Source organism: Pseudomonas graminis, from assembly GCF_004364335.1.
GTDB classification, from domain to species: domain Bacteria; phylum Pseudomonadota; class Gammaproteobacteria; order Pseudomonadales; family Pseudomonadaceae; genus Aquipseudomonas; species Aquipseudomonas graminis_D.
Genome location: NZ_SOCR01000019.1, coordinates 43,508 through 65,776, shown reverse-complemented (window position 1 = coordinate 65,776; position 22,269 = coordinate 43,508). Strand labels below are relative to the sequence as shown.

Genomic DNA, 22,269 nt, shown 5'->3' with positions numbered 1-22,269 from the left:
AGTGGCTGCCGACGCCCGAAGGGTTCCCACCGGATTGAGCCTTTGTACCCGTCTTCTTGCCTGCGACCTATAAAAGAGGCCCGCGCCTCACGAATGCATCACCTTGTCGTGATCGCGAACGCTGTACTTCACCACGCCCCAGATCAGCAGCTCGTCGCCATCCATGACATAGCGCGGCGGGTATTTGCTGTTCTCGGACTTGAGGATGACCTCGTTGCCCCGCATGTGCAGCCGCTTGCAGACCGGCTCGGTATTCAGCGCGGCGATGACGATGTCGCCGTGTTCGGCGTACAGGCTGCGGTCGACGATCACCAGATCGCCGCAATAGATGCCCGCGCCCTGCATGCTGTCGCCTTCTATTTTCACCAGATAGACATGGGGGGCGCGGATATCGAACAACTCGTCCAGCGAAATGTGCCGCTCGATGTGATCGGCCGCCGGCGAGGGAAAACCCGCCGGCACTTGAAAGGCGTAAAGGGGAAACCGTTCGCCCGCCGCCGACAATCGGCCAAGGATGGTGACACTCATGAGACTGACCTTGTGTTTGTTAACTGTACGTATATACAGTTAACGTTCTCAGCCGCGCGCGGTCAATCTGGTATGCAGGAAAATTCGACGGGTGACACATGTGCGGACGCTACTCGATCTACGAGCCAATGGACCATTACCTCAAGACGCTTGCGCCAGAGCAGCTGGTGATCAATGGCTACGATCTCTGGCCCATCGAGCGTTACAACGTGGCGCCGACCACCCGTGTCGAGATCATCCGGCCAGTGGCTGACGGCCTGAGCGTCGACAAGGTGCGCTGGGGCTGGTCGCCCTGCTGGGCCAAAGGCAAACGGCCCGACCCGATCAATGCGCGCGTCGAAACGGTCATGACCGGCAAGTTCTTCAAAGACCTGTGGCCGAACGGGCGCGCCCTGGCGCCCGCCAACGGCTGGTACGAATGGGTCAAAGACCCAAACGATGCGAAGCGCAAACAGCCGTACTTCATCCATTTGAAAGACCAGGAGCCGATGTACTTCGCCGCGCTGGGACAGGTCAGGCCCGGCCTTGAGCCGGACGAACGCGATGGTTTCGTCATCATCACCGCCGCCAGCGATGCCGGCATGCTTGACATCCACGACCGCCGCCCGCTGGTACTGACGCCAGAGCTGGCCCGGGAATGGGTCGACCCGCAGACGCCGGCGTCACGGCTCGCGCAAATCGCCCAGGAAGGCTGCCGGCCGGTCAGCGATTTTCACTGGCATGCCGTGGGCAAGGACGTCGGGAATGTGCGCAACGAAGGCGCGCAGCTGATCGAGCCCCTGGCCGGGCTCGATTTGCTGGCGGAAGATCAGGCCGAGGACCTTTGATCGCAGTGCGTTGCGATCAAACGATGTGCCGGGTACGGCGAGTGATCAGAGCGTCCACTTCACCGAGAACATCAGGTTGCGCGGATCGCCGTAAACGCCGGTCCCCGACGCGTTCGGAAGGCCCTGCCAGTAGCGGGTGTCGAACAGGTTGTTGACGTTGACCCGGCCGTCCCAGTGCTCGTTCAGCGTGTAGCCGGCCATCAGGCCGACGATGCCGTAAGCGTCCTGATCGGCCTGACCGTCGCCGACGCGGTTGAAGGTCTTGCTCTGGGCCAGCACGTCCGCCCCCACTCGCCACTTGTGCAGCTCGGCCGGCAAGGTGTAGCTGGTCGCGGCTTTGAACAGGTGCTTCGGCTGCTCGGGGGCGAACAGTTTGCCTTCGTTGCTTTTGGTGCCGTCTTCGACAAACTGGCTCAGCACGTAGGTGTACGACGCCGAGAACTGCCAGTCCGGCGTCAGCGCGCCGCTCAGTTCGGTGTCGATCCCGCGGCTGCGCACCTTGCCCGCTGCGCCGTAGCAGCTGGAAGCCGGAAAGCTCGGGCAATTGGTGGAGTTCTGGTCCTGGACCAGAGACGCGCGGTTCTCCTGCTCCATTTCAAACAGCGCCACCGATGCATTCAGCGCGCCGTCGAAGTATTCGCCCTTCAGGCCGATCTCGTAGTTCTTGCCGGTCATCGGCTTGAGCACCGAGCGCGAGGAGTCCATCTCGGTCTGCGGCTTGAAGATTTCGGTGTAACTGGCGTAGGCCGAGTAGGTGTCGTTCAGGTCGTAGATGACGCCAGCGTACGGCGTGACTTCACGGACCACCTTGTAATCGCCACTGCCGACGCGGTTGTCGAAGTCATACCAGCTGACGCGGCTGCCGAGGATGACGTGCAGCGGGTCGATGGGGTTCAGGCGCGCCACGGCGTAAACGCCTTCTTCAGTGGCGGCGTTGCGGGTTTCGTAAAGGCTGGTGTCGACGTCAGGTTTGGTCACTGAGTGGGTCGGGTTGTAGAGGTCGATCGGCGTGCCGTCGGTCCAGCCGCCCCACTGGTGAAACTTCTCCTGCCGGTGACTCACGCCCACGACCAGTTCATGCTCGCGACCGAACATCTGGAACGGCCCGCTGAGGGACGCATCAAGGTTGGTCTGGTCATCGTCGTCGCGGTACTTGCCGTGGTATTGCTGAAAGCCCAGACCATCGTAGTTGCCGACGTAGCTGGAGAAGGTGTCCGCTTCGGCCCAGATCTTCTGCCCCGCCAGCTTGGTCGACCAGCCGTTGTCGAACCGGTGCGTGACGTCGGTGAAGAACATGATGTTGTCTTTGTTCCAATACGACCAGTCGTTGCTGAGGAAGGTCGAACGCTTGAGGTGCAGGTCTTCGCCGTTCGGACCGCTGGGCAGACCGCCCCAGTCCGAAGTGTTGTCGTCACGCTGTCTGGACGCGCCGACGGTCCAGGTGGTCGAGTCGTTCAGGTCGGCTTCGAGGATGCCGTAAAAGGTCTGGCGCTGATTCTTGCGGATGTCGGAGAAGCTTTTGTCGTCTTCGTACGCCGCCACGACACGGCCGCGAACGGTGCCAGCATCGTTGAGTTTGTTCGACGCATCGACCTCGGTGCGGTATCGATCCCAACTGCCGGCGCTGGTGGTCACGCTCACCTGTGGCACGGCGGTTGGGCGCTTGCGCACCAGGTTCAGCGTCGCTGCCGGGCTGCCCGCGCCAGTCATGAGTCCCGTCGCACCGCGCACCACTTCGACGCGGTCGTACATGGCCAGATCCGCGCCGGAAATCACGTCCTGGGTGTAGGTGCTGATGCTGCTCGGCAGGCCGTCGTACATGATGTTGTCGATCTTGAAACCGCGCGCCAGAAACTCCTGACGGTCCGACGCCGTTCGGTGCAACGTCACGCCGGGCGCGTATTTCACCACGTCGTTCAGGTCGTTCATGCCCTGATCGTCCATGCGCTGGCGAGTGATCACACTCACCGACTGCGGCGTCTCGCGAATGGAAAGCGGCAGCTTGGTTGCCGTGTTCATGGAACCCGTTGTGTAAGAGCCTGAATTCTCCGTGGTCGCTTGCCCCGCGATGCCGTAATCGGCGTTGATGCTCAGGCCTTCCAAAGCCACTGCACCCGGCGCCGAGTTGCCGCTGGCACTGCCCGGTGGAGCGGGCGATGTGACCGATGGCTGATCGGGCGAATCCTGCTGCACCGGCACTGCGAAGGAATGGCTGGAGAAACCAAGGGCGACGAGTGCCGACAAGGCTGGCAGGGCGGGACGTAGCATCGGGTGCTTCCTGGAGAGGACGAAGGCGTGCTGATCGGCGGCACGGCCCCCTGAAAAGCGACGGTCCGCATGGCGAAAAGCTATGAGGGCGCCGATCGTAACAACTTTTGTATAAATTGGTAATGCAAAGCGTTATCAGTTGTTAAGGTTTCTGATTCGTCTTGCAAGGGCTGGTATTGTAAGGGGATGAACGGGCGGCCAAATGCTCTGCAATGACGGGGGTGCGGGGTTCGCGACAGGCCGCGAGGGATGCCTACAAAATCTTTTCTAAAGATTTCAGCCGGGCAGCCGACATGCACCTACAAGCCTTTCTACTATAGGGATATGAGATGGCGATGGTATTTTGTCGTGGCGGTGCAAAGGAGCTGCATGAAACGGCAGTCACTTGCCCGCAATGTGGCGCAAGTCAAATCACCTCAGCAACACTTCACCTCAGCAACACCCCCCCCTGCAAACGTACGCTCTCCCTGGATGGCAATCATTTCGCTCGTGCTCAGTATCGTGTGCACGCTTGCGCTCTTTGACCAAGGCGAGTGGGACCTTGAGACGATTCAGGGCCTGGGCCTGTTCTCCGTCGTCGCCCTGATTCTGGGGATCATCACTATCAACACCAAAAGACCAGGCTATGGCATGGCCATCGCCGGGACTGTGTTATCCGGTGTTTCGCTGCTTGTTTTCGTTGGACTGTGTGTTAATTAATCAAAGGAAGATTCAAATGGCATTTTGTCGTGGTTGTGCAAAGGAAATCAGTGATGGTGCTGTCACGTGCCCGCAGTGCGGCGCACCGCAGTTGGCGTACGCAGGCGGCGGCAATAGTGCTGCAGTTGTCGCCCAGCCAGGTTTTTTTCACTGGTATGTAGACGTTCTGAAAAAGTACGCGGTGTTCAGTGGGAGGGCGCGGCGCAAGGAATACTGGATGTTTTTCCTGATCAGCTTCCTGATCTCAATCGCGCTTGCCGTTGTCGACGCCATCATCGGCAGCAATTCAATGATCTCGAATGTGTATAGCCTTGCGTTATTGATACCCTCCCTCGCCGTTGGCGTTCGCCGACTGCACGACACTGATCGCAGCGGCTGGTGGCTCATTGTGCCGTTCGCCAACATCGTGTTCCTGGCTACGGAAGGTCAGAAAGGCGATAACCGCTTTGGGCCGGCTCCCCAGTAAGCTGATCGGAAGGGGCGCCGTCCCTGGACGGCGCAACTGCCTGAATCGGGTTTGCATCGCGAAACCCTGATCCCCGCACATCAAGCGGTCGCTTGTCGCCCACGGCTGAACAGCTTGGGCCCGAGCAGATTGACCGTCAGCCCCAGCATCACCAGCACACCCCCCGCGCATTGCAGGACGCTGAGTCGCTCGCCCAGCACCAATGCTGATGAACTCAGGCCGACCACCGGCACCAGCAGGGAAAACGGCGCGACCTTGCCCGCTGGATAGCGAGACAGCAGCTTGCTCCAGCTGATGTAACCGAAAAGCGTGGCGACGAAAGCCAGGTAAGCCAGCGACAGCACCGAACTCCATCCCAGGTTAAGCAACGAATGTTCAATGAGCGCAGGCCCCTCTAGCCACAACGACATGGCGAGAAACGGCAGCGGCGGAACAATCGCGCCCCAGACCACCAGGGCAACGAGATCGACGTTCCCAAACCGGCGCGTGATGATATTGCCCAACGCCCACATCGAAGCCGCGCATAACACCAGCAACACCGCCAGCAGCGGTGTCGCAGCCCCCGTGCCCATGCCGATCAGGGTCAGACCGCCAGCGGCGATGAGTAAGCCCGCCACGCTGAAAATGCGTAATTTCTCACCGATGAATATCGCCGCGAACAGCAGCGTGAAGAATGCCTGCGCTTGCAACAGCAAGGACGCCAACCCCGGTGGCATGCCATGGGCCATGCTCTCGAATAGAAAGGCGAACTGACCGAAAGAAATGGTCGCGCCGTACGCAAGGAGCCAAAACCAAGGCAACTGCGGACGACGGATAAAGAACACGGCGGGAATCGCGACCAGCGTAAACCGCAGCGCGCCCAGCAACATCGGCGGCAGGCCATCCAGCCCGTACTTGATCACGATGAAATTCAAACCCCACGCAATGATGACCAGCAATGCCAGGCAAAGGTCTTTAAACGGCATGGTGTTCCTTAATGGTTGGCAGGTATTTCGGGACGATCCCGAGAAGCGATAATCGCCTCAGGCTCGCCCCGTTTGCAAACGCATTGGCGGTATTAAATGAAGAATTAGTTAATTGATTATTGAGCACTGCGCAAACACGCGACCATGATAGCCATATGCCCGTCTATCCGCTGGACGTACCTTAAGTAATCGAGAATCCGGCAGACACGGTGGTTGCTGGAACGGACCTCAGCGCCTTCCTTTGGAGCTCTGGAGAGACCCCATGCAACTACAAAACTTCAAGATTTCAACCAGAGCGCTGCTTTGCTTTGGTCTCATTACGCTCATTCTGCTAGGCCTTGGCGTATTCGCGTACGTTCAAATTGATGAAATGCGTGCCACTGAGCAAAGCCTGGAAACTGACGTGGTTCCCAGCATTCAGGTGATCGACGATATTCAGATTGCACTGCTGCATACCCGACTGGAAAGCGTACGGTTATTGGCGGTGTCGGGCCCGGATGCAGAACGCAAGGTCACGGATAATATTTTCCAATACATCGCTACGCTCGATGAGAAGACGGGCTATTACCGGGCGCATCTGGTCACCAACGACGAAGATAAACGGCAGTTTCAAATAGCAAACGCCCTGATGGAAAAATACATATCAGGCGTCAAAAATATCATTGCGCTGAATAAATCCGACCATCAAAGCGCACTGGACTTCGCCAACACCGAGCAAGCGCAGACCGCGACGCAGTATCAGGCAGAGCTCACCACGCTGCGTGACATCAATTCACAGAATGCCGTCAGCGCAGGGCATCGCGCTGCAGAGGTTTACAGCCACAGCATTATGGTGCTTGTCTCCGTCGTGTTGGCTGCCTCGGCTCTGACCATAGGCCTGGCGTATGCCCTCACCCGAAGTATCGTAAAGCCGGTCGCCAGCTCATTGACCTTCGCGGAGAAGATCGCAACGGGCGACCTCTCCGGCGTCCTCGCCGTGACGGGGCGGGATGAGGTATCCAGTTTGATGATTGCGCTCAATCTCATGGCCGGCAATTTAAAGACCACGATAACGGAGATATCGGGAGCAGCCGACCAACTGAGCACCGCCTCCGTCGAAATGACATCGATCACCGAAAGCGCAGACCGGACACTTCAAAGACAGAACAGCGAGATCGAACAGGCTGCCACTGCGGTCACCGAGATGAGTGCGGCAGTGGAAGAAGTGGCGAGAAATGCGAACTCAACGTCCGAGGCCGCACAGTCATCCAGCACATCTGCTGAAGAGGGCAACCGCAGGGTGGTCCACACGGTGACGGCCATGACGAACCTCGCCGACCTCGTGGACAACTCTGTGGTACAGGTCAAGGCCCTGGCCAGCCAGGCTGACGATATTACAAAAGTGCTGAGCGTCATCCGGGCCATCGCCGAGCAGACAAACCTACTCGCGTTGAACGCGGCGATTGAAGCGGCGCGCGCCGGGGAACAGGGACGCGGCTTTGCTGTGGTGGCGGACGAGGTACGGGCACTGGCGCACAGGACCCAACTGTCTACTCAGGAAATCGAGCAGATGATCACCAAGGTCCAGTCAGGGTCTGCCGCTGCGGTGGCGTCCATGGACAAAAGCAGACAGGAGGTTCACAGCACGCTGACCTCTGCGAAAGACGCCGGCTCGTCCCTGCGCCTGATCACCGATGCGGTGCTGGAGATCAATGAACGAAATATGCAGATTGCGACGGCTTCGGAGGAACAGGCGCACGTTGCCCGCGATGTCGACAGAAACCTGGTAAGCATTCGCGATCTGGCCATGCAAAGCACAGAGGGCGCGAGACAGACACTGGAAGCCAGCAACGAGCTGTCGAAACTCGCGGTCAGGCTCAACGACATGGTCGGCAAGTTCCGGCTTTAGCCCCTCGCTGCTTTGACGCTCTGAAGCGGGTTCCAGGGCCCATGCCACCCCCCGGAAACGTAAAAAGCCCCGCAGATGCGGGGTTTTTTACCGTGTTTGGCGGCGGGTAGTTCAGCAGGACTGCGGGCTGGCGAAACGTTTACGGTGAGGGGCCGGGCGCTCAACGGCGAGCCTGCCCCGGACGGCTTGCTGATGACTGTGCTGCGGATCAGGGAACGCCCTTGAAAAACATGTGGTTCCCGAGTTTCAGAGTCCGCTTGGCGCTGGCTGCCCACGCCGGAGCCCTCGACAAAGTGGTCGCGTAGTAGTGAGTCGCCCCACCGGTGGGGTCTGGCACCTTGCCGTCGATCACCAGGTCAGCAGCGATTTGGCACTGCGCCAAATCGCGGAACGGGATCTGTCGCGCGCCGCTCAGGAATGGATAGTTTGGATCGTCCTTGTTCCAGCAACTGAACTGATAGGGCTTTTGGCATACCCCGGCGTAGCCCTCCCCCCACCATGACTTTTCCTGTCCATCGTTCACTCGGTTGCGGATCGTCCAGGCCACGGCCAGCATTCCGGCAAGGCCCTCCCCGCGAGCTTCGCCATACAGCGTGCGAGCGAGGACGTCGCGATCTTTGTCAGTCACGGTCATGATTATTCTCCAGGCGAAAAAGTCCGCTCAACGGCGGGCTAGACGATCGGATGTGCTTTTGGGGGCGGTCTGCCGCGCGTCACGCTCGAGGGCGATGGCACCCTGCAGACTGACAACGCGAATCTGCCGGAGCGCAATCAGCAGTCCCATCACGATTGCAATGACCATGGCGGCTGCAATGGCTCGCAATGCAGAACCAGCTTGGCTACAGCGACAATGGGCCCGAGGCTCATAACGAATCCGCCTTGCGTCCGAGGAACCGGATGATCAGCTCGCGGATCGCCGTCACGCCGATGAACCCTATGGTGCCGCCGGCGGCGACGGACAGACTCGATGGCCAGGCCATCCATTCGATGACGCTGCTGGCTGACAGGCTCAATGCACCACAGATCAGCGCCTCAAGCACGACGCGCCATTTGTTGGCTTCTTTGCCTTCATAAAGCACGCGCAACAGAGAAATGGTTGCGGCGATGATTGCTCCTTGCCAGAGCGGCGTCGTGATGATCAGCCAGACGTGCGCCCAGAAGTCAGGTGTTTTTTCCGGCATCTTCGTCGACCTCCGACAGTACGCCCTCTCGGGCTCGGGGAATGGGTCCGCCCCTCAGCAATCCCTACTCGGAGCGATGAACGTGGCGGGGCTGAATACGAAAAAGCCCCGGCAAATGCCGAGGCTCTGAATAAGTGCATGTCGTTCACGCTGCCCGTCGGAGCAGCGCGGGTACTGTTATGTAGCGTTCCGGATCGGGTGTTCACACCCGCGGTCACTGAAAGAATGGGAAGGAGAGCCTCCCGGAATGGGAGGCTCAGGCTCTGCTAGCGAGACTACGCTTGCGCGTAACCCCACTGAGTGATGCGCTCAGCGAAGTATGGCTTCAACATCGTAACGGTTGCCGCTTGGTTACTCGCTTCAAGGCTCATCTTCTCGCCGTCAGTGCCCGGACCCGCGACCCATAGGGTGACGGGGATTTTCTCAGCCTTGGCTTTGTCGAGCAGATTCTTCAGCGCGGTACGGCCAGCATCCGTTGGTGGAATGCCAGTCTCGCCGATGAATGCCGCCATCTTGTTGGCTTTGGCGTAAGTCAGAAACGGACCCACGATTTGGTCGCGCAGCGCTGTTGGCGAAATTTGGGTGTTGTCGCCGTTGTAGGCACCGCTCGATCCGCCATCGACGTCAGCATAGGCGTGCGCTTCCCACACGATAGAATTCGCCGGATCCACAATCTTCGACTGTAGATTCGCCGAGACACTCGCCCAGTCCTTGGCACTCGCGTATTGCAAGCCACAGATGAAGACTGGCTTTTTGGAGCTGTTGCGCAGGGCCTTCAGCACGGTATTCATCGTGTTGATGTAAAGGGTTTCCAAGTCGCCCGACGTAATGTAGTCCTTTGCGCCGGCGTTGGGGTTGGGATAGGGCTCGTTGCCCAACCCCCAACCAAGAACCATAGGGTCATCGCATGCAACGACCAGTTTCTGATGAAAGTTTGCCAGATGAACAGCGCTCCAAGAGCCACCGCCAACCGCATTCCCGTCTTTAATCAGCACCTGCTCAGTGACCTTCCAACCGTCTTGGTTACCCGCCTGATCGCTCGGGTAAAGCGCGCCGGTCAGCTGGCCGTTCGCATCGGTCTGATAGCGGTGCAAGCGCATGTAGTGGTGCGGATCGGGAATAATTCGAGCCTCACCATTCGACGCCTCTCTGATCAGTTTGAGCATGATCTGCCATTGATCGATGAACGCCTGATTGAGGTTTGCGCCTTGGCCGGGCAGACCGTCTACCGTCGACAGCTGGATGGCACGTTGGAGCTCGAAAGGGAATCGAATCAGGCGTACGCCTAGATCCTTTACCCAGTGGGTGATGGTGTCCTGATTAGGCCATTGATAATGAGTGCCGGCCGAACCTGGAAGGATTTGACCAGCATTGGCGACCGAACCCAGGTTGATTCCTACCAGAGGAATGTTTTTGAGCTGGGCGATTACTGAGCTGCTATTGGACATTTTGATTACCTTGAGTCGAATGATTTTTAGCGAAGAATTCCGCATTCATGTCGCTCATAGGCGATAGCTCGGGGCACGTGGCCCTCACATGGTTCAACGTCCCGCACCGGGAACACTTGATCTGGAGCTCCGTCATCTCGCCTATACGGGCGAGAAGTCTTTTGCACTTTCCACATCTGCAATCTTTCAACATTCTGCGAAGCCTTTTGGTTTCTGCCAGGCTCCGCCCCGCTCGCGCGGAGAGTAAGGGCCTCGGCTTGTTTGCAGGTACAGCCTGCGATCTGGCGATCCCTGTGGGTGTTAGTGCACCCGCCTGGCTGCCCTCTCTTTCTCCGTTGATTTCCCGTCTGGCCCTGTTACCAAGGCCAGCCAGCGAAATCGGTGATTCCGTTCTGCTTAAAGAACTTTAATCCAGTCGGTCCCTTATCGGGGCTGGGAGACCACTTCGCTGATCCCTGGCTATCTGGCGGCTTCACCAGTCATTTATCGCTGCGGTATCTCGCTGCGATGGATGTAAATTAGCAAACGCTAATTAATGCGTCAATAGCTAACGCTAAATTATTTCCGTGTCTGTAATGGGTGGTTGGCGCTCGAGGCAGGTCGATATTTCTGACAGGGGTTTTGCAAACAGCTGACTGTCGGTATGCTTACGAAAGCTGTACGCATATACAGTAATCAAGGAGAAACTGATGTCCCTGCGAGAGAAGAAAAAGCCTCAAGAGCGCGTGCCCATGTCCGGCCTGGAGCGCCTGAACCTAAGGGTTGCAAGCATGATCAACCACCCGATCGCTCAGGATCAGATGTGGGTGACGATCCATAAGCTGGAGACTGACGGCGACAGGGAGTGGGACGACGTGATGGGGGCAATCGCAGAGGTGGATGGGATAGAGATGGTTTTCAACGATGAAGACCGTTCGGTCACGCTGAAGTGGGAGGCGCCGTCAGATAACGATCCGCGCGTCCAGGTGCGGGACGAATTCGAAGTATTGGAAGAAGCCCCGCCTTTCTAAGGGCACAAAAAAGCCCGCTTGATAAGCGGGCGTCTGTACCTTCAACAAACTGCCTGTGCCGATCCCGGTTGGCAACGTCCGTCAGCGCAACTAGGCCTTCCTTGCGTTCCAAATCAATAAAACCTTCGCATGGATCGTTACGTCGTCGATCCTTGCCGTCTGGTTCTCATAATGCTGATTGTCTGAAATAAGCCTGTAATTCTCTTCGTCCAGCCGCATCACGCGCTTGATGTACAGTTCCTGGTGCCAGGTCAGCACGTAGATCCCCTCGCCGATAAATTCCTGCACGCCTTTGTCGACGATCACCAGGTCTTTGTCGTTGATGGTTCCTTCCATGCTCTGACCCCAGCCACTGATCATTGCCAGCGCTGTCTTCGAGGTGTACGTCACACCTTTCTCGCGAAGAATCTCTTCCCTCACAACCAGGTTGCGCACCACCTCAGTGTAGTCCGGCGGCACCTGTCCGTGACCCATCGCTGCGCGGATGTCGTACTGACGAATGACAATCTCTTCATTGGTAGGGCGAAGAGCGGCGAAATTGGCCGGAAGCACATCTGTGCTCTGGCCATCCGGGTCGGCGGCCGCCGCCACAATCCGTTCCCGCGCCTCATTTGAAAAGCCTTTCACCTTGGCGAGTGACTGTTTGAGCTGTTCCAGCGCCGAAAGCCCGGCTTTCACTGGCGCAGAAGCTTCGGACGTAGCAGGGCTGACCAGGCTTCCCGAAGGGAGGCCGATCTTCTCTTCCAAATTCGCAGCGGCTTTCTCGCCGAGGTTCCTGTGCCCGTTAAGAATCTGGGACAGATACGACGCATCAAGGCCGTGCTGATTCGCGAAATCTTTCTGCGAAGCCCCGGCCATTACGGCTTTCAGGGCGTCTGCTCTCAGTTTGTTGATGTCCATGCCCAATAATCGCTTCCGGTTAGCATACAGTAAATTACGATCTGCTATCACACAGACGATTAGCGCTTGCTAATATGCTAGCGGCCTGGGCAGCATGATTCGCGAGAATACGATCAAAAGCAGCCCGTCGAGCACCAAACCCCGGAAACGAAAAAGCCCTGCATTAGCAGGGCTTTTTACTGTGTTTGGCGGGGAACTAGGGATTCGAACCCTAGAAACGCTATTAACGTTCGCCGGTTTTCAAGACCGGTGCATTCAACCACTCTGCCAATTCCCCGAAGCATCTGCGTCGGAAGGTTTTGTGAACCCTCCCTCGCTTTGCGGGCGCCATAATACCGTAATGAAACAAGCTGTCAAACTCTCCGGCTAGCGCCTTGCCTCGCCTCTGTTATGATCTTTGCAACTTGAGGTTTCAAACCCTTCAATTTCACCATCAGGAGTAGCGCCATGCGCGAACAGGATTACGCAGTCAACAACCGCGTGCAGGTCGAGCAGCTAGAGGTTAGCCGCGTCCTGCGCAACACTTACGGCCTTCTGGCCCTCACCCTCGCCTTCAGCGGCGTCATGGCGTTCGTTGCCCAACAGATGAACGTGCGTTACCCGAACGTCTTCGTCGTGCTGATCGGCTTCTACGGTCTGTTCTTCCTCACCAACAAATTGCGCGATTCGGCGTGGGGTCTGGTTTCGGCGTTCGCGCTGACGGGCTTCATGGGGTTCATCCTCGGCCCGATCCTCAACCGTTACATCGGCATGCAGGGCGGCGCCGAAGTCGTCGCTTCCGCGTTCGCGATGACGGCCCTGGTCTTCGGCGGTCTGTCGGCTTACGTGCTGATCACGCGCAAGGACATGAGCTTCCTCGGCGGCTTCATCACCGCAGGTTTCTTCGTGTTGCTCGGGGCCGTGGTGGCCAGCATGTTCTTCCAGATCAGCGGCCTGCAACTGGCGATCAGCGCCGGCTTCGTGCTGTTCTCCTCGGTCTGCATTCTGTTCCAGACCAGCGCGATCATTCACGGCGGTGAGCGCAACTACATCATGGCGACCATCAGCCTGTATGTATCGATCTACAACCTGTTCATCAGCCTGTTGCAGATCTTCGGCATCATGGGCAGCAAAGACTGATCAGTTTGCCCGCTTCAACAAAAAGCCCGCTTCGGCGGGCTTTTTGCTGTCTGGCGTTCGTGAATTCTTTATCATTGCGCCCATGTTCCCTGTCAGCGCCCCACCGAGCCGCCCATGAAGTTCGCCATTGCCCTGCATTCGCCCGCCCACGCGCCCTCCTCCCGGCGCGCATTGCTGTTCGCCAAAGCCGCGTTGGCGCAGGGCCATGACATCGTCCGTCTGTTCTTCTATCAGGACGGCGTGCACAGCGCGTCCGGCAATGTCGTGTCACCTCAGGACGAGTCGGACACCGCCGCGCAATGGCGTGATTTCGTCACCACCCACCAGCTGGACGGCGTGGTCTGCATCGCAGCGGCCCTTCGCCGGGGCGTGTTGAATGCCGAAGAGGCGGAGCGTTATTCGCGATCTGCGGCGAACCTGCCGGCACCCTGGGAACTGTCGGGGCTGGGTCAGCTACATGATGCAGTGCAGACGGCCGATCGCTTGATCTGTTTTGGAGGGCCGTAACGTGGCGAAGTCATTATTGATCATCAGCCGTCAGGCACCCTGGTCCGGCCCCGACGCCCGGGAGGCGCTGGACATTGCTTTGGCCGGCGGCGCGTTCGATCTACCGGTGGCCATGCTGTTCATGGACGACGGCGTGCTTCAGTTGGCGACGGCGCAGAACGCCAGCCAGGTGCAGCAGAAAGACCTGACCGCCAACCTTCAGGCGTTGTCGATGTTCGGCGTGGAAGACCTGTTCGCCTGCAGCACCAGCCTGAGTGAGCGAGGGATGCAGCCGGCCGGGTTGAGCGTCGCACCGCTTCAGGTGCTGGATGACCCGCAGATCGCCGCGCTCATTGACCGTTACGACCAGGTGATAACGATCTGATGGCTACCCTGCACGTACTCTCTCACTCCCCGTTCACCGACTCGCGCCTGAGCAGTTGCCTGCGCGTGCTCGGCAGCGAAGACGCAATCCTTTTGTGCGGCGACGCGACCTATGCGTTGCGCGCCGATACCGCCACCGCGCGGACACTGAGCGCGAAAACCGGCACCCTGAAGCTATTCGTGCTCGATGAAGACGCCACCGCTCGAAACATCGCGCTGCCTGACTGGGCCCAAGGCGTCGACTACGCCGGATTTGTCGCGCTCTCGGTGCAATACGACAAGGTCAACACGTGGCTATGAAACAGCTTCTCGTCGACGGACGCAGCATCGCGCTGGACAAAGACGGCTATCTCGAAGACCTGCACGACTGGTCCGATGAAGTCGCCGAAGCCCTGGCCCTTGAGGAGGACATCCCCCTCACGCCGGAGCATTGGGAGATTCTCGAACTGCTGCGCGCGTTCTATGCAGAGTTTCAGCTGTCCCCGGCCACGCGGCCGCTGGTCAAGTACACCGCGCTGAAGCTGGGCGCCGGCAAAGGCAACAGCTTGCACCTGAATCGTCTGTTCAACGGCACTCCCGCCAAACTTGCCGCCAAGCTGGCGGGCCTGCCCAAGCCGACCAATTGCCTATGACCGACTTCGCCCCCCTTCTCATCGAAACCCCTGCCGAGCATCCGTTCGCGCCCTTCGTTCGTATTCTCGGCAAGGGCAAGCGTGGTGCGCGCAACATGACCCGCGCTGAAGCCCGGGAAGCCATGGGCATGGTGCTCGATGAAAAAGTCGAAGACACCCAGCTCGGCGCTTTTCTGATGTTGCTTCGGCACAAGGAAGAGAGCCCGGATGAGCTCGCAGGCTTCACCGAAGCCGTGCGCGAGCGTCTGCATGCGCCGCAGCTTAACGTCGATATCGACTGGCCGACGTACGCTGGCAAAAAGCGTCATCTGCCGTGGTACCTGCTGGCGGCGAAGTGCCTGGCGCAGAATGGCGTGCGCGTATTGATGCACGGCGGCGGCGCCCATACCGCCGGCCGCCTGTACAGCGAGCAGCTGCTGGACCTGTTGGGCATTCCGCTGTGCCGCAACTGGCAGGCGGTGGGTGAGGCGCTGGAGCAGCAGAACATTGCGTTCTTCCCCCTCGGCGATTGGGCGCCGCAGCTGCAGCGCATGATCGATCTGCGCAACACGCTGGGACTGCGCTCGCCGATCCACTCGCTGACGCGCATCCTCAATCCCCTGGGCGCGCGCTGTGGGCTGCAGAGTATTTTCCATCCGGGCTATCAGGGCGTGCATCGCGACGCCAGCAGCCTGCTCGGTGACCACGCCATCGTGATCAAGGGCGACGGTGGTGAGGTCGAGATCAATCCCGACACCATCAGCCATTTGTACGGCACCACCGATGGCCAGCCGTGGGATGAGGAATGGCCGGCACTGTCGGACCGTCGCCACGTAAAGCCGGCCACCCTCGACCCGCAGCATCTGGTCGCGATCTGGAATGGCGATATCGAGGACAGCTACCCGCAACTGGCGCTGATCGCAACCATCGCGCTTGCACTGCGAGGCCTCGGGATGCCGCGGGCTGAAGCCTTCGCGCAAGCCGAGCAGTATTGGGCGAACCGGAACAGATCGATTTAGCCGATAGCTACCCCCCAGTCTTTGCGTTATTCGTTCGAACGATTGCCTTTAGACTGATCTCCAACGTACTTCGGTACAGCTCAATTTGGAGTCAGACATGGGCCTTCTCGTTGAAGGACGCTGGCAAGACCAGTGGTACGAAAGCAGCAAAGACGGCGCTTTTCAGCGCGAGCAAGCCAAGCGTCGGAACTGGGTCACCAGCGATGGGCGCCCCGGTCCGTCCGGTGAAGGCGGCTTCAAGGCAGAAGCCGGTCGCTACCATCTGTACGTTTCCCTTGCCTGCCCGTGGGCCCACCGCACGTTGATCGTGCGCAAGCTCAAGGGTCTGGAAAGCCTGATCGACGTCTCCGTGGTCAGTTGGCTGATGCGAGAAAACGGCTGGACGTTCGACAAGCAGACCGGCTCCACCGGCGATGCGCTGGATGGCCACACCTTCATGTACCAGCGCTACCTCGCCGACACCGCCGATTACACCGGCCGGGTCACGGTACCGGTGCTGTGGGACAAGCGGCTGAATCGCATCGTCAGCAATGAATCGTCGGAAATCATCCGGATGTTCAATTCGGCATTTGATGACCTTACCGGCAATCGCCTGGATCTGTACCCGGAGCCGCTGCGCAACGAGATCGACCGGCTGAACGACCGCATATACCCGGCCGTGAACAACGGCGTGTATCGCGCCGGCTTCGCCACGTTACAAGGTGCGTACGAAGAGGCGTTCGATGAAGTGTTTGCCGAGCTGGATGCGCTGGAAAACCTGCTGAGCGATAAACGCTACCTGGCGGGCGAGTACCTGACCGAAGCGGATGTACGCCTGTTCACCACGTTGATCCGGTTTGACGCGGTGTACCACGGACACTTCAAGTGCAACCTGCGGCGCATTGCCGACTACCCGAACCTGAGCAACTGGGTGCGCGAGATGTACCAGCTGCCGGGCGTGGCCGAGACAGTGGATTTCGTGCACATCAAGCATCACTATTACGGAAGCCACGCCACCATCAACCCGACTGGCGTCGTGCCGAAAGGGCCGCAGCAGGATTTCAGCGGCGAGCATGATCGCGGGCGTTTGAGCGGGAAAGGGATTTTGCAGAACGGCTGACCTGAACGATGCAATTGTAGGAGCCGGCTTGCTGGCGAACGCGGCGTGTCAGTCGATACATTCGTCGATGATCAGTTGCGTTCGCCAGCAAGCCGGCTCCTACGGGTTTTGCGTCCGACGTGCATCTTCGACGGGTCACGATCACGTGTAGGAGCGCGCTTGCCCGCGATGGCGGAGGATCAGCTACAGATGAGGCGCCTGATCCACCGCGTTCGCCAGCAAGCCGGCTCCTACGGGTTTTGCGTCCGACGTGCGTCCTGTGCGGGCCCAAAGGTTTGCGTCCGACCCCGATCGATTACCAACCCAATCGGACTGGGGCCGGAATCAAACGCTTGCCTGCGCCCCTTCGAACCATGCCAGTTTCTCCCGCAGTTTCACCACTTCCCCCACAATAACCAGCGTCGGTGCATGAACCTCATGCTCCGCGACCAATTGCGGCAGGTTGGCCAGTGTGCCGGTGAAGACGCGCTGGTTGACGGTGGTGCCCTGCTGAATCAGCGCAGCCGGGGTATCGGCAGAGCGACCGTGTTTGATCAACTGCTCGCAAATGACCGGTAGCCCGATCAGGCCCATGTAGAGCACCAATGTCTGCGACGGCGACACCAGATCCTTCCAAGGCAGGTCGGTAGAGCCGTTCTTGAGGTGGCCCGTCACGAAACGCACGGACTGCGCGTGATCGCGATGGGTCAGCGGAATCCCCGCATACGCCGCACAACCACTGGCCGCGGTGATGCCAGGCACGACCTGAAAAGGAATACCGTGGGCTGCCAGCTCCTCGATTTCCTCGCCGCCACGGCCGAAGATGAACGGATCGCCCCCCTTGAGCCGCACCACGCGTTTGCCCTGCTTGGCCAGGTCCACCAGTTGCTGGTTGATCTGATCCTGGGGCAAAGCGTGATCGGCGCGCTGCTTGCCCACGTAGACCCGGTCGGCGTCGCGGCGGCACAAATCCAGAATCGCCGGCGCAACCAAGCGGTCGTACAGCACGACGTCCGCCTGCTGCATCAGACGCAGTGCGCGAAAGGTCAGCAGATCAGGATCGCCCGGCCCCGCGCCCACGAGGTAAACCTCACCGGTCGTGGCCGGCGCATCGCCGTCGATCTTCGCTCGCAGCAACCGCTCGGCTTCAGCGCCCTGCCCGGCCAGTTGCCGGTCAGCGATGGGCCCCTGAAATACATCCTCCCAGAACGCCCGACGCTGCTGAACGTTGGGAAACAGCCCTTTCACCTGATGACGGAAGCGCGCGGCCAGACCGGCCAGATGCCCGTAAGTCGGCGGAATCCAGGTTTCCAGCTTGGCGCGGATCAGCCGTGCCAGCACCGGCGCATCACCACCGCTGGACACCGCGATCACCAGCGGCGACCGGTCGACGATCGCCGGGAAGATCACGCTGCACAGCGCAGGCGCATCCACCACATTGACCGGCACGCCGCGCTGGCGTGCATCGGCTGACACCTGAGCATTGAGCGGCTCGTCGTCGGTGGCAGCGATGATCAGCACGCAGCCGTTGAGGTCCGACTCGGTGTAGCCGCGCAGAATCTGTTCACCGCCGCTGCGCTCGATCAGCTCGCGCACTTCCGTCCCGATCTCGGGAGCAACCACGCGGAGCACCGCCCCGGCCTCAGCCAGCAGGCGAGACTTGCGCAGGGCAATCTCGCCGCCGCCGACCACCAGCACTTGAGCGCCCCGAAGGTTATGGAACAGCGGCAGAAATTCCATTTAGCCGATCACCTCGATGCCGCCCATCCAGGGCTTGAGGACGTCCGGTACGCGGATCGAGCCGTCGGCCTGCTGGTAGTTTTCCAGCACCGCCACCAGCGTGCGACCCACAGCAAGACCCGAACCGTTCAGCGTGTGAACCAGTTCCGGCTTGCCGGTTTCCGGATTGCGCCAGCGCGCCTGCATGCGACGCGCCTGGAAATCGCCGCAGTTGGAGCACGACGAGATTTCACGGTATTTGTCCTGGCTTGGAATCCACACTTCCAGGTCGTAGGTTTTCACTGCGCTGAAACCCATGTCGCCGGTGCACAACGCCAGGACGCGGTACGGCAACTCGAGCAGTTGCAGAACGCGTTCGGCGTGACCGGTCAGACTCTCCAGCGCTTCCATGGATTTTTCCGGCTCGACGATCTGCACCATCTCGACCTTGTCGAACTGGTGCTGACGGATCATGCCGCGAGTATCTCGCCCCGACGCGCCGGCTTCGCTGCGGAAGCACGGGGTGTGGGCGACGAATTTCAACGGCAGCTGTTTGGCGTCGATGATTTCGCCGGAGACGATGTTGGTCAGCGACACTTCGGCGGTCGGGATCAGGTACAGATCCGCCTCGCCTTCGCGGGAGATCTTGAACAGGTCTTCTTCGAATTTCGGCAACTGGCCGGTGCCCTGTAACGCAGGCGCCTGGACCAGATACGGCGTGTAAGTCTCTTCGTAACCATGCTCGTTGATGTGCAGCGTGATCATGAATTGCGCCAGCGCACGGTGCAGGCGCGCGATCGGGCCACGCAACAGGGCGAAACGGGCGCCGGACAGTTTGGCGGCGGTTTCGAAATCCAGCCAGCCGAACTTCTCGCCCAGGGCAACGTGGTCCTGAACCGCGAAGTCGAACGACGCCGGCGTGCCCCATGTGCGCACTTCGACGTTTTCTTCTTCGTCAGCACCCACCGGGACCGATTCGTGGGGCAGGTTCGGCATGCTCAGGGCCATGGCATCGAGTTCGGACTGAATGGCGTCCAGCTCTTTCTTGCCGGTGCTCAGCTCTTCGGCCATGCGATCGATGTCCGCCATCAACGGCGCGATGTCTTCCCCGCGTTGCTTGGCCTGGCCGATGGATTTGGAACGGGCGTTACGCTCGGCCTGAAGCTGTTCGGTGCGGGTCTGCACCGTCTTGCGCTGGGCTTCCAGCGCTTCGATGCGGGCCACGTCCAGAGTGAAGCCACGGGAAGCCAGGCGATCCGCTACGTCCTGAAGTTGAGTACGCAGCAGTTTGGAGTCGAGCATATCGGTCTCTCGTATATTAAATTCGGGTCAAAGACAGGCCGGCCCACGTCGCGAGCAGCCCGCCCAGTACGCTGATAAGGGCGTAACCAATGGCCAGAGGAGCCTGGCCGCTTTCAAGCAGACGAATGGTGTCCAGTGAGAAAGACGAAAACGTCGTCAAGCCACCGAGGACTCCCACCATCAATCCGGCGCGCACTTCAATCGGGACCTCCGGGCGAATCAGAAACAGCCCGTAGAGCACACCGATCAGCAGGCAGCCCACCAGGTTCACTGCCAACGTGGCCGTGTAAAAATAGCGCGGCCAGTTCGCGGCAACCACGTTACCGGTGGCGAAGCGCAATAATGTACCAGCCACGCCACCGGCGGACACGGCAAGAATCAGCTGAATCATTATTTTCTCCGTTGACGGGGGCTTGCGCGGTCAAGCGCCGACAGGTGTTTGAGCTTTTCACCGATCTTCAGCTCAAGGCCACGGGGGACCGGCTGGTAATACTGGCGCGGTTCGAGTTCGTCCGGGAAGTAATCCTCGCCCGCTGCGTAAGCGTCCGGCTCGTCGTGGGCGTAGCGGTATTCTTCGCCGTAGCCCAGCTGTTTCATCAGCTTGGTCGGCGCGTTGCGCAGGTGCAACGGCACTTCCAGCGAGCCATGCTCGGTGGCTTCGCGCATGGCCATCTTGAAACCCATGTACACGGCGTTGCTCTTCGGCGCGCACGCCAGGTAAACGATGGCCTGGGCCACGGCCAGCTCGCCTTCCGGGCTGCCGAGGCGTTCCTGCACATCCCACGCCGACATGCACAGCGGCAAGGCGCGCGGATCGGCGTTGCCGATGTCTTCGCTGGCCATGCGCACCACCCGCCGCGCCAGATACAACGGGTCACAGCCGCCGTCGATCATGCGCGCGAACCAGTACAGCGCGGCGTCAGGGTTAGAGCCGCGAATGGATTTGTGCAACGCGGAGATCTGGTCGTAGAACGCTTCGCCGCCCTTGTCGAAACGACGGCGGCTGTCACCGAGCAGGCTCTGCAGCAATTCGGGATCGATTTCGCTGCCGTCTTCCGCCAGGTCCGAGGCGTTCTCCAGCAGATTGAGCATCCGCCGGCCATCGCCATCCGCTGCGGCCAGAAGCGTCTTGAACGCCTCGTCGCCTAGGCTCAGATGCCGATTGCCCAGCCCGCGTTCTTCGGTCAGCGCGCGGTTGACCAACTGACGCAGCGCCCCTTCGTCCAGGCTTTTGAGAACATAGACACGGGCGCGGGAGAGCAGCGCGTTATTGAGTTCGAATGAGGGGTTTTCGGTGGTGGCGCCGATGAAGATCAGCGTGCCGTCTTCGACGTAGGGCAGAAACGCGTCCTGCTGCGACTTGTTGAAGCGGTGCACTTCGTCGACGAACAGTATGGTGCGGCGGCCGTACTGACCGGCCTGTTGCTTGGCAATCTCCACCGCTTGGCGGATCTCTTTGACCCCCGCCAGCACCGCCGACACCGTTTCAAAATGCGCGTCGGAGACTTTCGCCAGCAACCGCGCCAGCGTGGTTTTACCGACGCCGGGCGGCCCCCAGAAAATCATCGAATGCAGCGCGCCCTGCTCCAGCGCTTCACGCAGTGGCTTGCCGTGGGCGAGCAGGTGCTGCTGGCCGACGTACTCGTCCAGGTTAGTCGCTCGCAGGCGGGCTGCAAGCGGTTGCGCGATCGGTTCAGTGCTGAACAGGTCCATGAAACAGGCGAACCCCTTTTATTCCTGAATGACGTCAGCGCCTTTCGGAATCTGGAACTGGAATTTGCTCGCCGCGACAGGCTCATTGGCCTTGACGCCGGTGAACAGGATATTGGTGCGCTGGCCGACGCTGTCGATCAGTTGCATGTCGTTGATCATGCCGTTGCGAAAGGACAGGCGCAGGCTGTCGAACAGCGTATCCTTGGATTTAGGCTTGAGCACGAAGTCGATCACGCCGCCCGCTTCCTTGGCGGTGATGTCGAAGCTTTCGCTGATTTTTGAGACATCGCCGGACAGCAGCAGCGCCGGGGTCTGAGTCAGGCGCTGGTCGAGGGTCTTGATGGTGACCTGTTCCAGGTCAGGGTCCCACAGGGAAACCTTCTTGCCATCGGAAACCATCGTTTGCTCTTGCGGCGCGTCGGTGTGCCAGTAGAACAGGCCCGGACGCTGCAGGGTCATCTCACCGGCAGTTTCCTGCAACTGGGTGCCGCCCCCGTCGAGGGTGAGCTGGGAAAAACGCCCGCTCAGGGTTTTCGAGCTTTCCAGCAGTTGGGTCAGACGTGCCACGTCCTTGTCGTCGGCGTGGGCCGAGAGAGCGGAAAAAGCCAGTGCAGATACCAACAGCATGCGGATAAGACGCATGGGATTCCTCTTTGAT

At 59.8% G+C, this 22,269-nt stretch carries 24 protein-coding genes, 1 tRNA gene and 1 pseudogene; 12 read left to right on the top strand and 14 right to left on the bottom strand.

Going from position 1 to position 22,269, the window contains the following annotated elements; all coding sequences use genetic code 11:
- Positions 1-87 precede the first annotated feature (87 nt).
- Entirely contained in the window at positions 88-528 is a 441-nt protein-coding gene (locus EC919_RS26420; RefSeq protein ID WP_133777253.1) for a LexA family protein, read from the bottom strand.
- A 98-nt stretch (positions 529-626) separates the two neighbouring features.
- On the opposite strand from EC919_RS26420, the gene EC919_RS26415 reads away from it, so the two are divergent.
- Entirely contained in the window at positions 627-1,355 is a 729-nt protein-coding gene (locus EC919_RS26415) for an SOS response-associated peptidase family protein (protein ID WP_133777251.1), read from the top strand.
- A 45-nt stretch (positions 1,356-1,400) separates the two neighbouring features.
- On the opposite strand, the gene EC919_RS26410 is transcribed toward EC919_RS26415, so the two are convergent.
- A complete protein-coding gene (locus EC919_RS26410; protein WP_133777249.1) occupies positions 1,401-3,623 on the bottom strand; it encodes a TonB-dependent siderophore receptor in 2,223 nt (740 codons plus the stop codon).
- Between the two features lie 329 nt (positions 3,624-3,952).
- On the opposite strand from EC919_RS26410, the pseudogene EC919_RS26405 reads away from it, so the two are divergent.
- Both EC919_RS26405 and EC919_RS26400 read left to right on the top strand, forming a co-directional pair.
- Positions 3,953-4,322: pseudogene (locus EC919_RS26405) on the top strand (DUF4190 domain-containing protein).
- A 16-nt stretch (positions 4,323-4,338) separates the two neighbouring features.
- Complete coding sequence (locus EC919_RS26400) at positions 4,339-4,788, top strand: DUF805 domain-containing protein (RefSeq protein ID WP_133777247.1); 450 nt, start codon at positions 4,339-4,341, stop codon at positions 4,786-4,788.
- Between the two features lie 80 nt (positions 4,789-4,868).
- Here EC919_RS26400 and EC919_RS26395 read toward each other — a convergent pair whose 3' ends face one another.
- On the bottom strand, positions 4,869-5,753 hold the full coding sequence (locus EC919_RS26395; protein ID WP_133777245.1) for an EamA family transporter: 885 nt from the start codon (positions 5,751-5,753) through the stop codon (positions 4,869-4,871).
- A gap of 262 nt (positions 5,754-6,015) precedes the next feature.
- Between EC919_RS26395 and EC919_RS26390 the strand changes: the two genes are divergently transcribed.
- The gene (locus EC919_RS26390; protein WP_133777243.1) at positions 6,016-7,641 is read left to right on the top strand and encodes a methyl-accepting chemotaxis protein; all 1,626 of its coding nucleotides are present in this window, start codon (positions 6,016-6,018) and stop codon (positions 7,639-7,641) included.
- A gap of 208 nt (positions 7,642-7,849) precedes the next feature.
- Here the strand turns inward: EC919_RS26390 and EC919_RS26385 are convergent, their stop codons facing one another.
- The 4 genes from EC919_RS26385 to EC919_RS26370 form a co-directional block, all read right to left on the bottom strand.
- The gene (locus EC919_RS26385; RefSeq protein ID WP_133777241.1) at positions 7,850-8,275 is read right to left on the bottom strand and encodes a cell wall hydrolase; all 426 of its coding nucleotides are present in this window, start codon (positions 8,273-8,275) and stop codon (positions 7,850-7,852) included.
- Positions 8,276-8,504: 229 nt separating this feature from the next.
- The gene (locus tag EC919_RS26380) at positions 8,505-8,822 is read right to left on the bottom strand and encodes a phage holin, lambda family (protein ID WP_133777239.1); all 318 of its coding nucleotides are present in this window, start codon (positions 8,820-8,822) and stop codon (positions 8,505-8,507) included.
- A gap of 275 nt (positions 8,823-9,097) precedes the next feature.
- Positions 9,098-10,270 (bottom strand): cellulase family glycosylhydrolase, encoded by a 1,173-nt coding sequence (locus tag EC919_RS26375; protein ID WP_133777237.1) that lies wholly within the window; start codon positions 10,268-10,270, stop codon positions 9,098-9,100.
- On the bottom strand, positions 10,260-10,463 hold the full coding sequence (locus tag EC919_RS26370) for a Com family DNA-binding transcriptional regulator (protein WP_133777235.1): 204 nt from the start codon (positions 10,461-10,463) through the stop codon (positions 10,260-10,262). Before EC919_RS26370 ends, EC919_RS26375 begins: the two co-directional genes overlap by 11 nt.
- A 496-nt stretch (positions 10,464-10,959) precedes the next feature.
- On the opposite strand from EC919_RS26370, the gene EC919_RS26365 reads away from it, so the two are divergent.
- The gene (locus EC919_RS26365) at positions 10,960-11,280 is read left to right on the top strand and encodes a DUF1654 domain-containing protein (RefSeq protein WP_133777233.1); all 321 of its coding nucleotides are present in this window, start codon (positions 10,960-10,962) and stop codon (positions 11,278-11,280) included.
- Positions 11,281-11,370: 90 nt separating this feature from the next.
- On the opposite strand, the gene EC919_RS26360 is transcribed toward EC919_RS26365, so the two are convergent.
- Entirely contained in the window at positions 11,371-12,180 is an 810-nt protein-coding gene (locus tag EC919_RS26360; RefSeq protein ID WP_243842349.1) for a LexA family transcriptional regulator, read from the bottom strand.
- A gap of 186 nt (positions 12,181-12,366) precedes the next feature.
- A tRNA-Ser gene (locus EC919_RS26355) sits at positions 12,367-12,457 on the bottom strand.
- 170 nt (positions 12,458-12,627) lie between these two features.
- Here EC919_RS26355 and EC919_RS26350 point away from each other — a divergent pair.
- The 7 genes from EC919_RS26350 to EC919_RS26320 all read left to right on the top strand — a co-directional run bounded on the left by EC919_RS26350 (position 12,628) and on the right by EC919_RS26320 (position 16,898).
- Positions 12,628-13,299: a Bax inhibitor-1/YccA family protein gene (locus EC919_RS26350; protein ID WP_133777231.1), complete on the top strand. Its 672-nt coding sequence runs from the start codon at positions 12,628-12,630 to the stop codon at positions 13,297-13,299.
- Positions 13,300-13,413: 114 nt separating this feature from the next.
- Entirely contained in the window at positions 13,414-13,806 is a 393-nt protein-coding gene (gene tusD, locus EC919_RS26345) for a sulfurtransferase complex subunit TusD (protein ID WP_133777229.1), read from the top strand.
- 1 nt (position 13,807) lies between these two features.
- Positions 13,808-14,170 carry a sulfurtransferase complex subunit TusC gene (tusC, locus tag EC919_RS26340; RefSeq protein ID WP_133777227.1) on the top strand — a complete coding sequence of 121 codons (363 nt, stop codon included), beginning with the start codon at positions 13,808-13,810 and terminating at the stop codon, positions 14,168-14,170.
- On the top strand, positions 14,170-14,469 hold the full coding sequence (tusB, locus tag EC919_RS26335) for a sulfurtransferase complex subunit TusB (RefSeq protein WP_133777225.1): 300 nt from the start codon (positions 14,170-14,172) through the stop codon (positions 14,467-14,469). Before tusC ends, tusB begins: the two co-directional genes overlap by 1 nt.
- Positions 14,466-14,801 carry a TusE/DsrC/DsvC family sulfur relay protein gene (locus EC919_RS26330; RefSeq protein ID WP_133777223.1) on the top strand — a complete coding sequence of 112 codons (336 nt, stop codon included), beginning with the start codon at positions 14,466-14,468 and terminating at the stop codon, positions 14,799-14,801. The genes tusB and EC919_RS26330 overlap by 4 nt, the downstream gene beginning before the upstream one ends.
- Entirely contained in the window at positions 14,798-15,799 is a 1,002-nt protein-coding gene (locus EC919_RS26325) for a glycosyl transferase family protein (protein WP_133777221.1), read from the top strand. The genes EC919_RS26330 and EC919_RS26325 overlap by 4 nt, the downstream gene beginning before the upstream one ends.
- A gap of 97 nt (positions 15,800-15,896) precedes the next feature.
- Positions 15,897-16,898, top strand: coding sequence for a glutathione S-transferase family protein (locus EC919_RS26320; RefSeq protein WP_133777219.1), 1,002 nt, complete (start codon positions 15,897-15,899; stop codon positions 16,896-16,898).
- 324 nt (positions 16,899-17,222) lie between these two features.
- On the opposite strand, the gene cysG is transcribed toward EC919_RS26320, so the two are convergent.
- From cysG to lolA, 5 genes are read right to left on the bottom strand one after another with little or no spacing between them, the layout of a single operon-like run.
- Positions 17,223-18,617, bottom strand: a complete 1,395-nt coding sequence (gene cysG, locus EC919_RS26315; protein WP_133777216.1) for a siroheme synthase CysG — start codon at positions 18,615-18,617, stop codon at positions 17,223-17,225.
- Positions 18,618-19,898: a serine--tRNA ligase gene (gene serS / locus EC919_RS26310; RefSeq protein ID WP_133777214.1), complete on the bottom strand. Its 1,281-nt coding sequence runs from the start codon at positions 19,896-19,898 to the stop codon at positions 18,618-18,620.
- Between the two features lie 16 nt (positions 19,899-19,914).
- Positions 19,915-20,289 carry a fluoride efflux transporter CrcB gene (gene crcB / locus EC919_RS26305; RefSeq protein ID WP_133777212.1) on the bottom strand — a complete coding sequence of 125 codons (375 nt, stop codon included), beginning with the start codon at positions 20,287-20,289 and terminating at the stop codon, positions 19,915-19,917.
- Entirely contained in the window at positions 20,289-21,611 is a 1,323-nt protein-coding gene (locus EC919_RS26300; protein WP_133777210.1) for a replication-associated recombination protein A, read from the bottom strand. The genes crcB and EC919_RS26300 overlap by 1 nt, the downstream gene beginning before the upstream one ends.
- Positions 21,612-21,629: 18 nt before the next feature.
- The gene (gene lolA / locus EC919_RS26295) at positions 21,630-22,253 is read right to left on the bottom strand and encodes an outer membrane lipoprotein chaperone LolA (RefSeq protein ID WP_133777208.1); all 624 of its coding nucleotides are present in this window, start codon (positions 22,251-22,253) and stop codon (positions 21,630-21,632) included.
- Positions 22,254-22,269 lie beyond the last annotated feature (16 nt).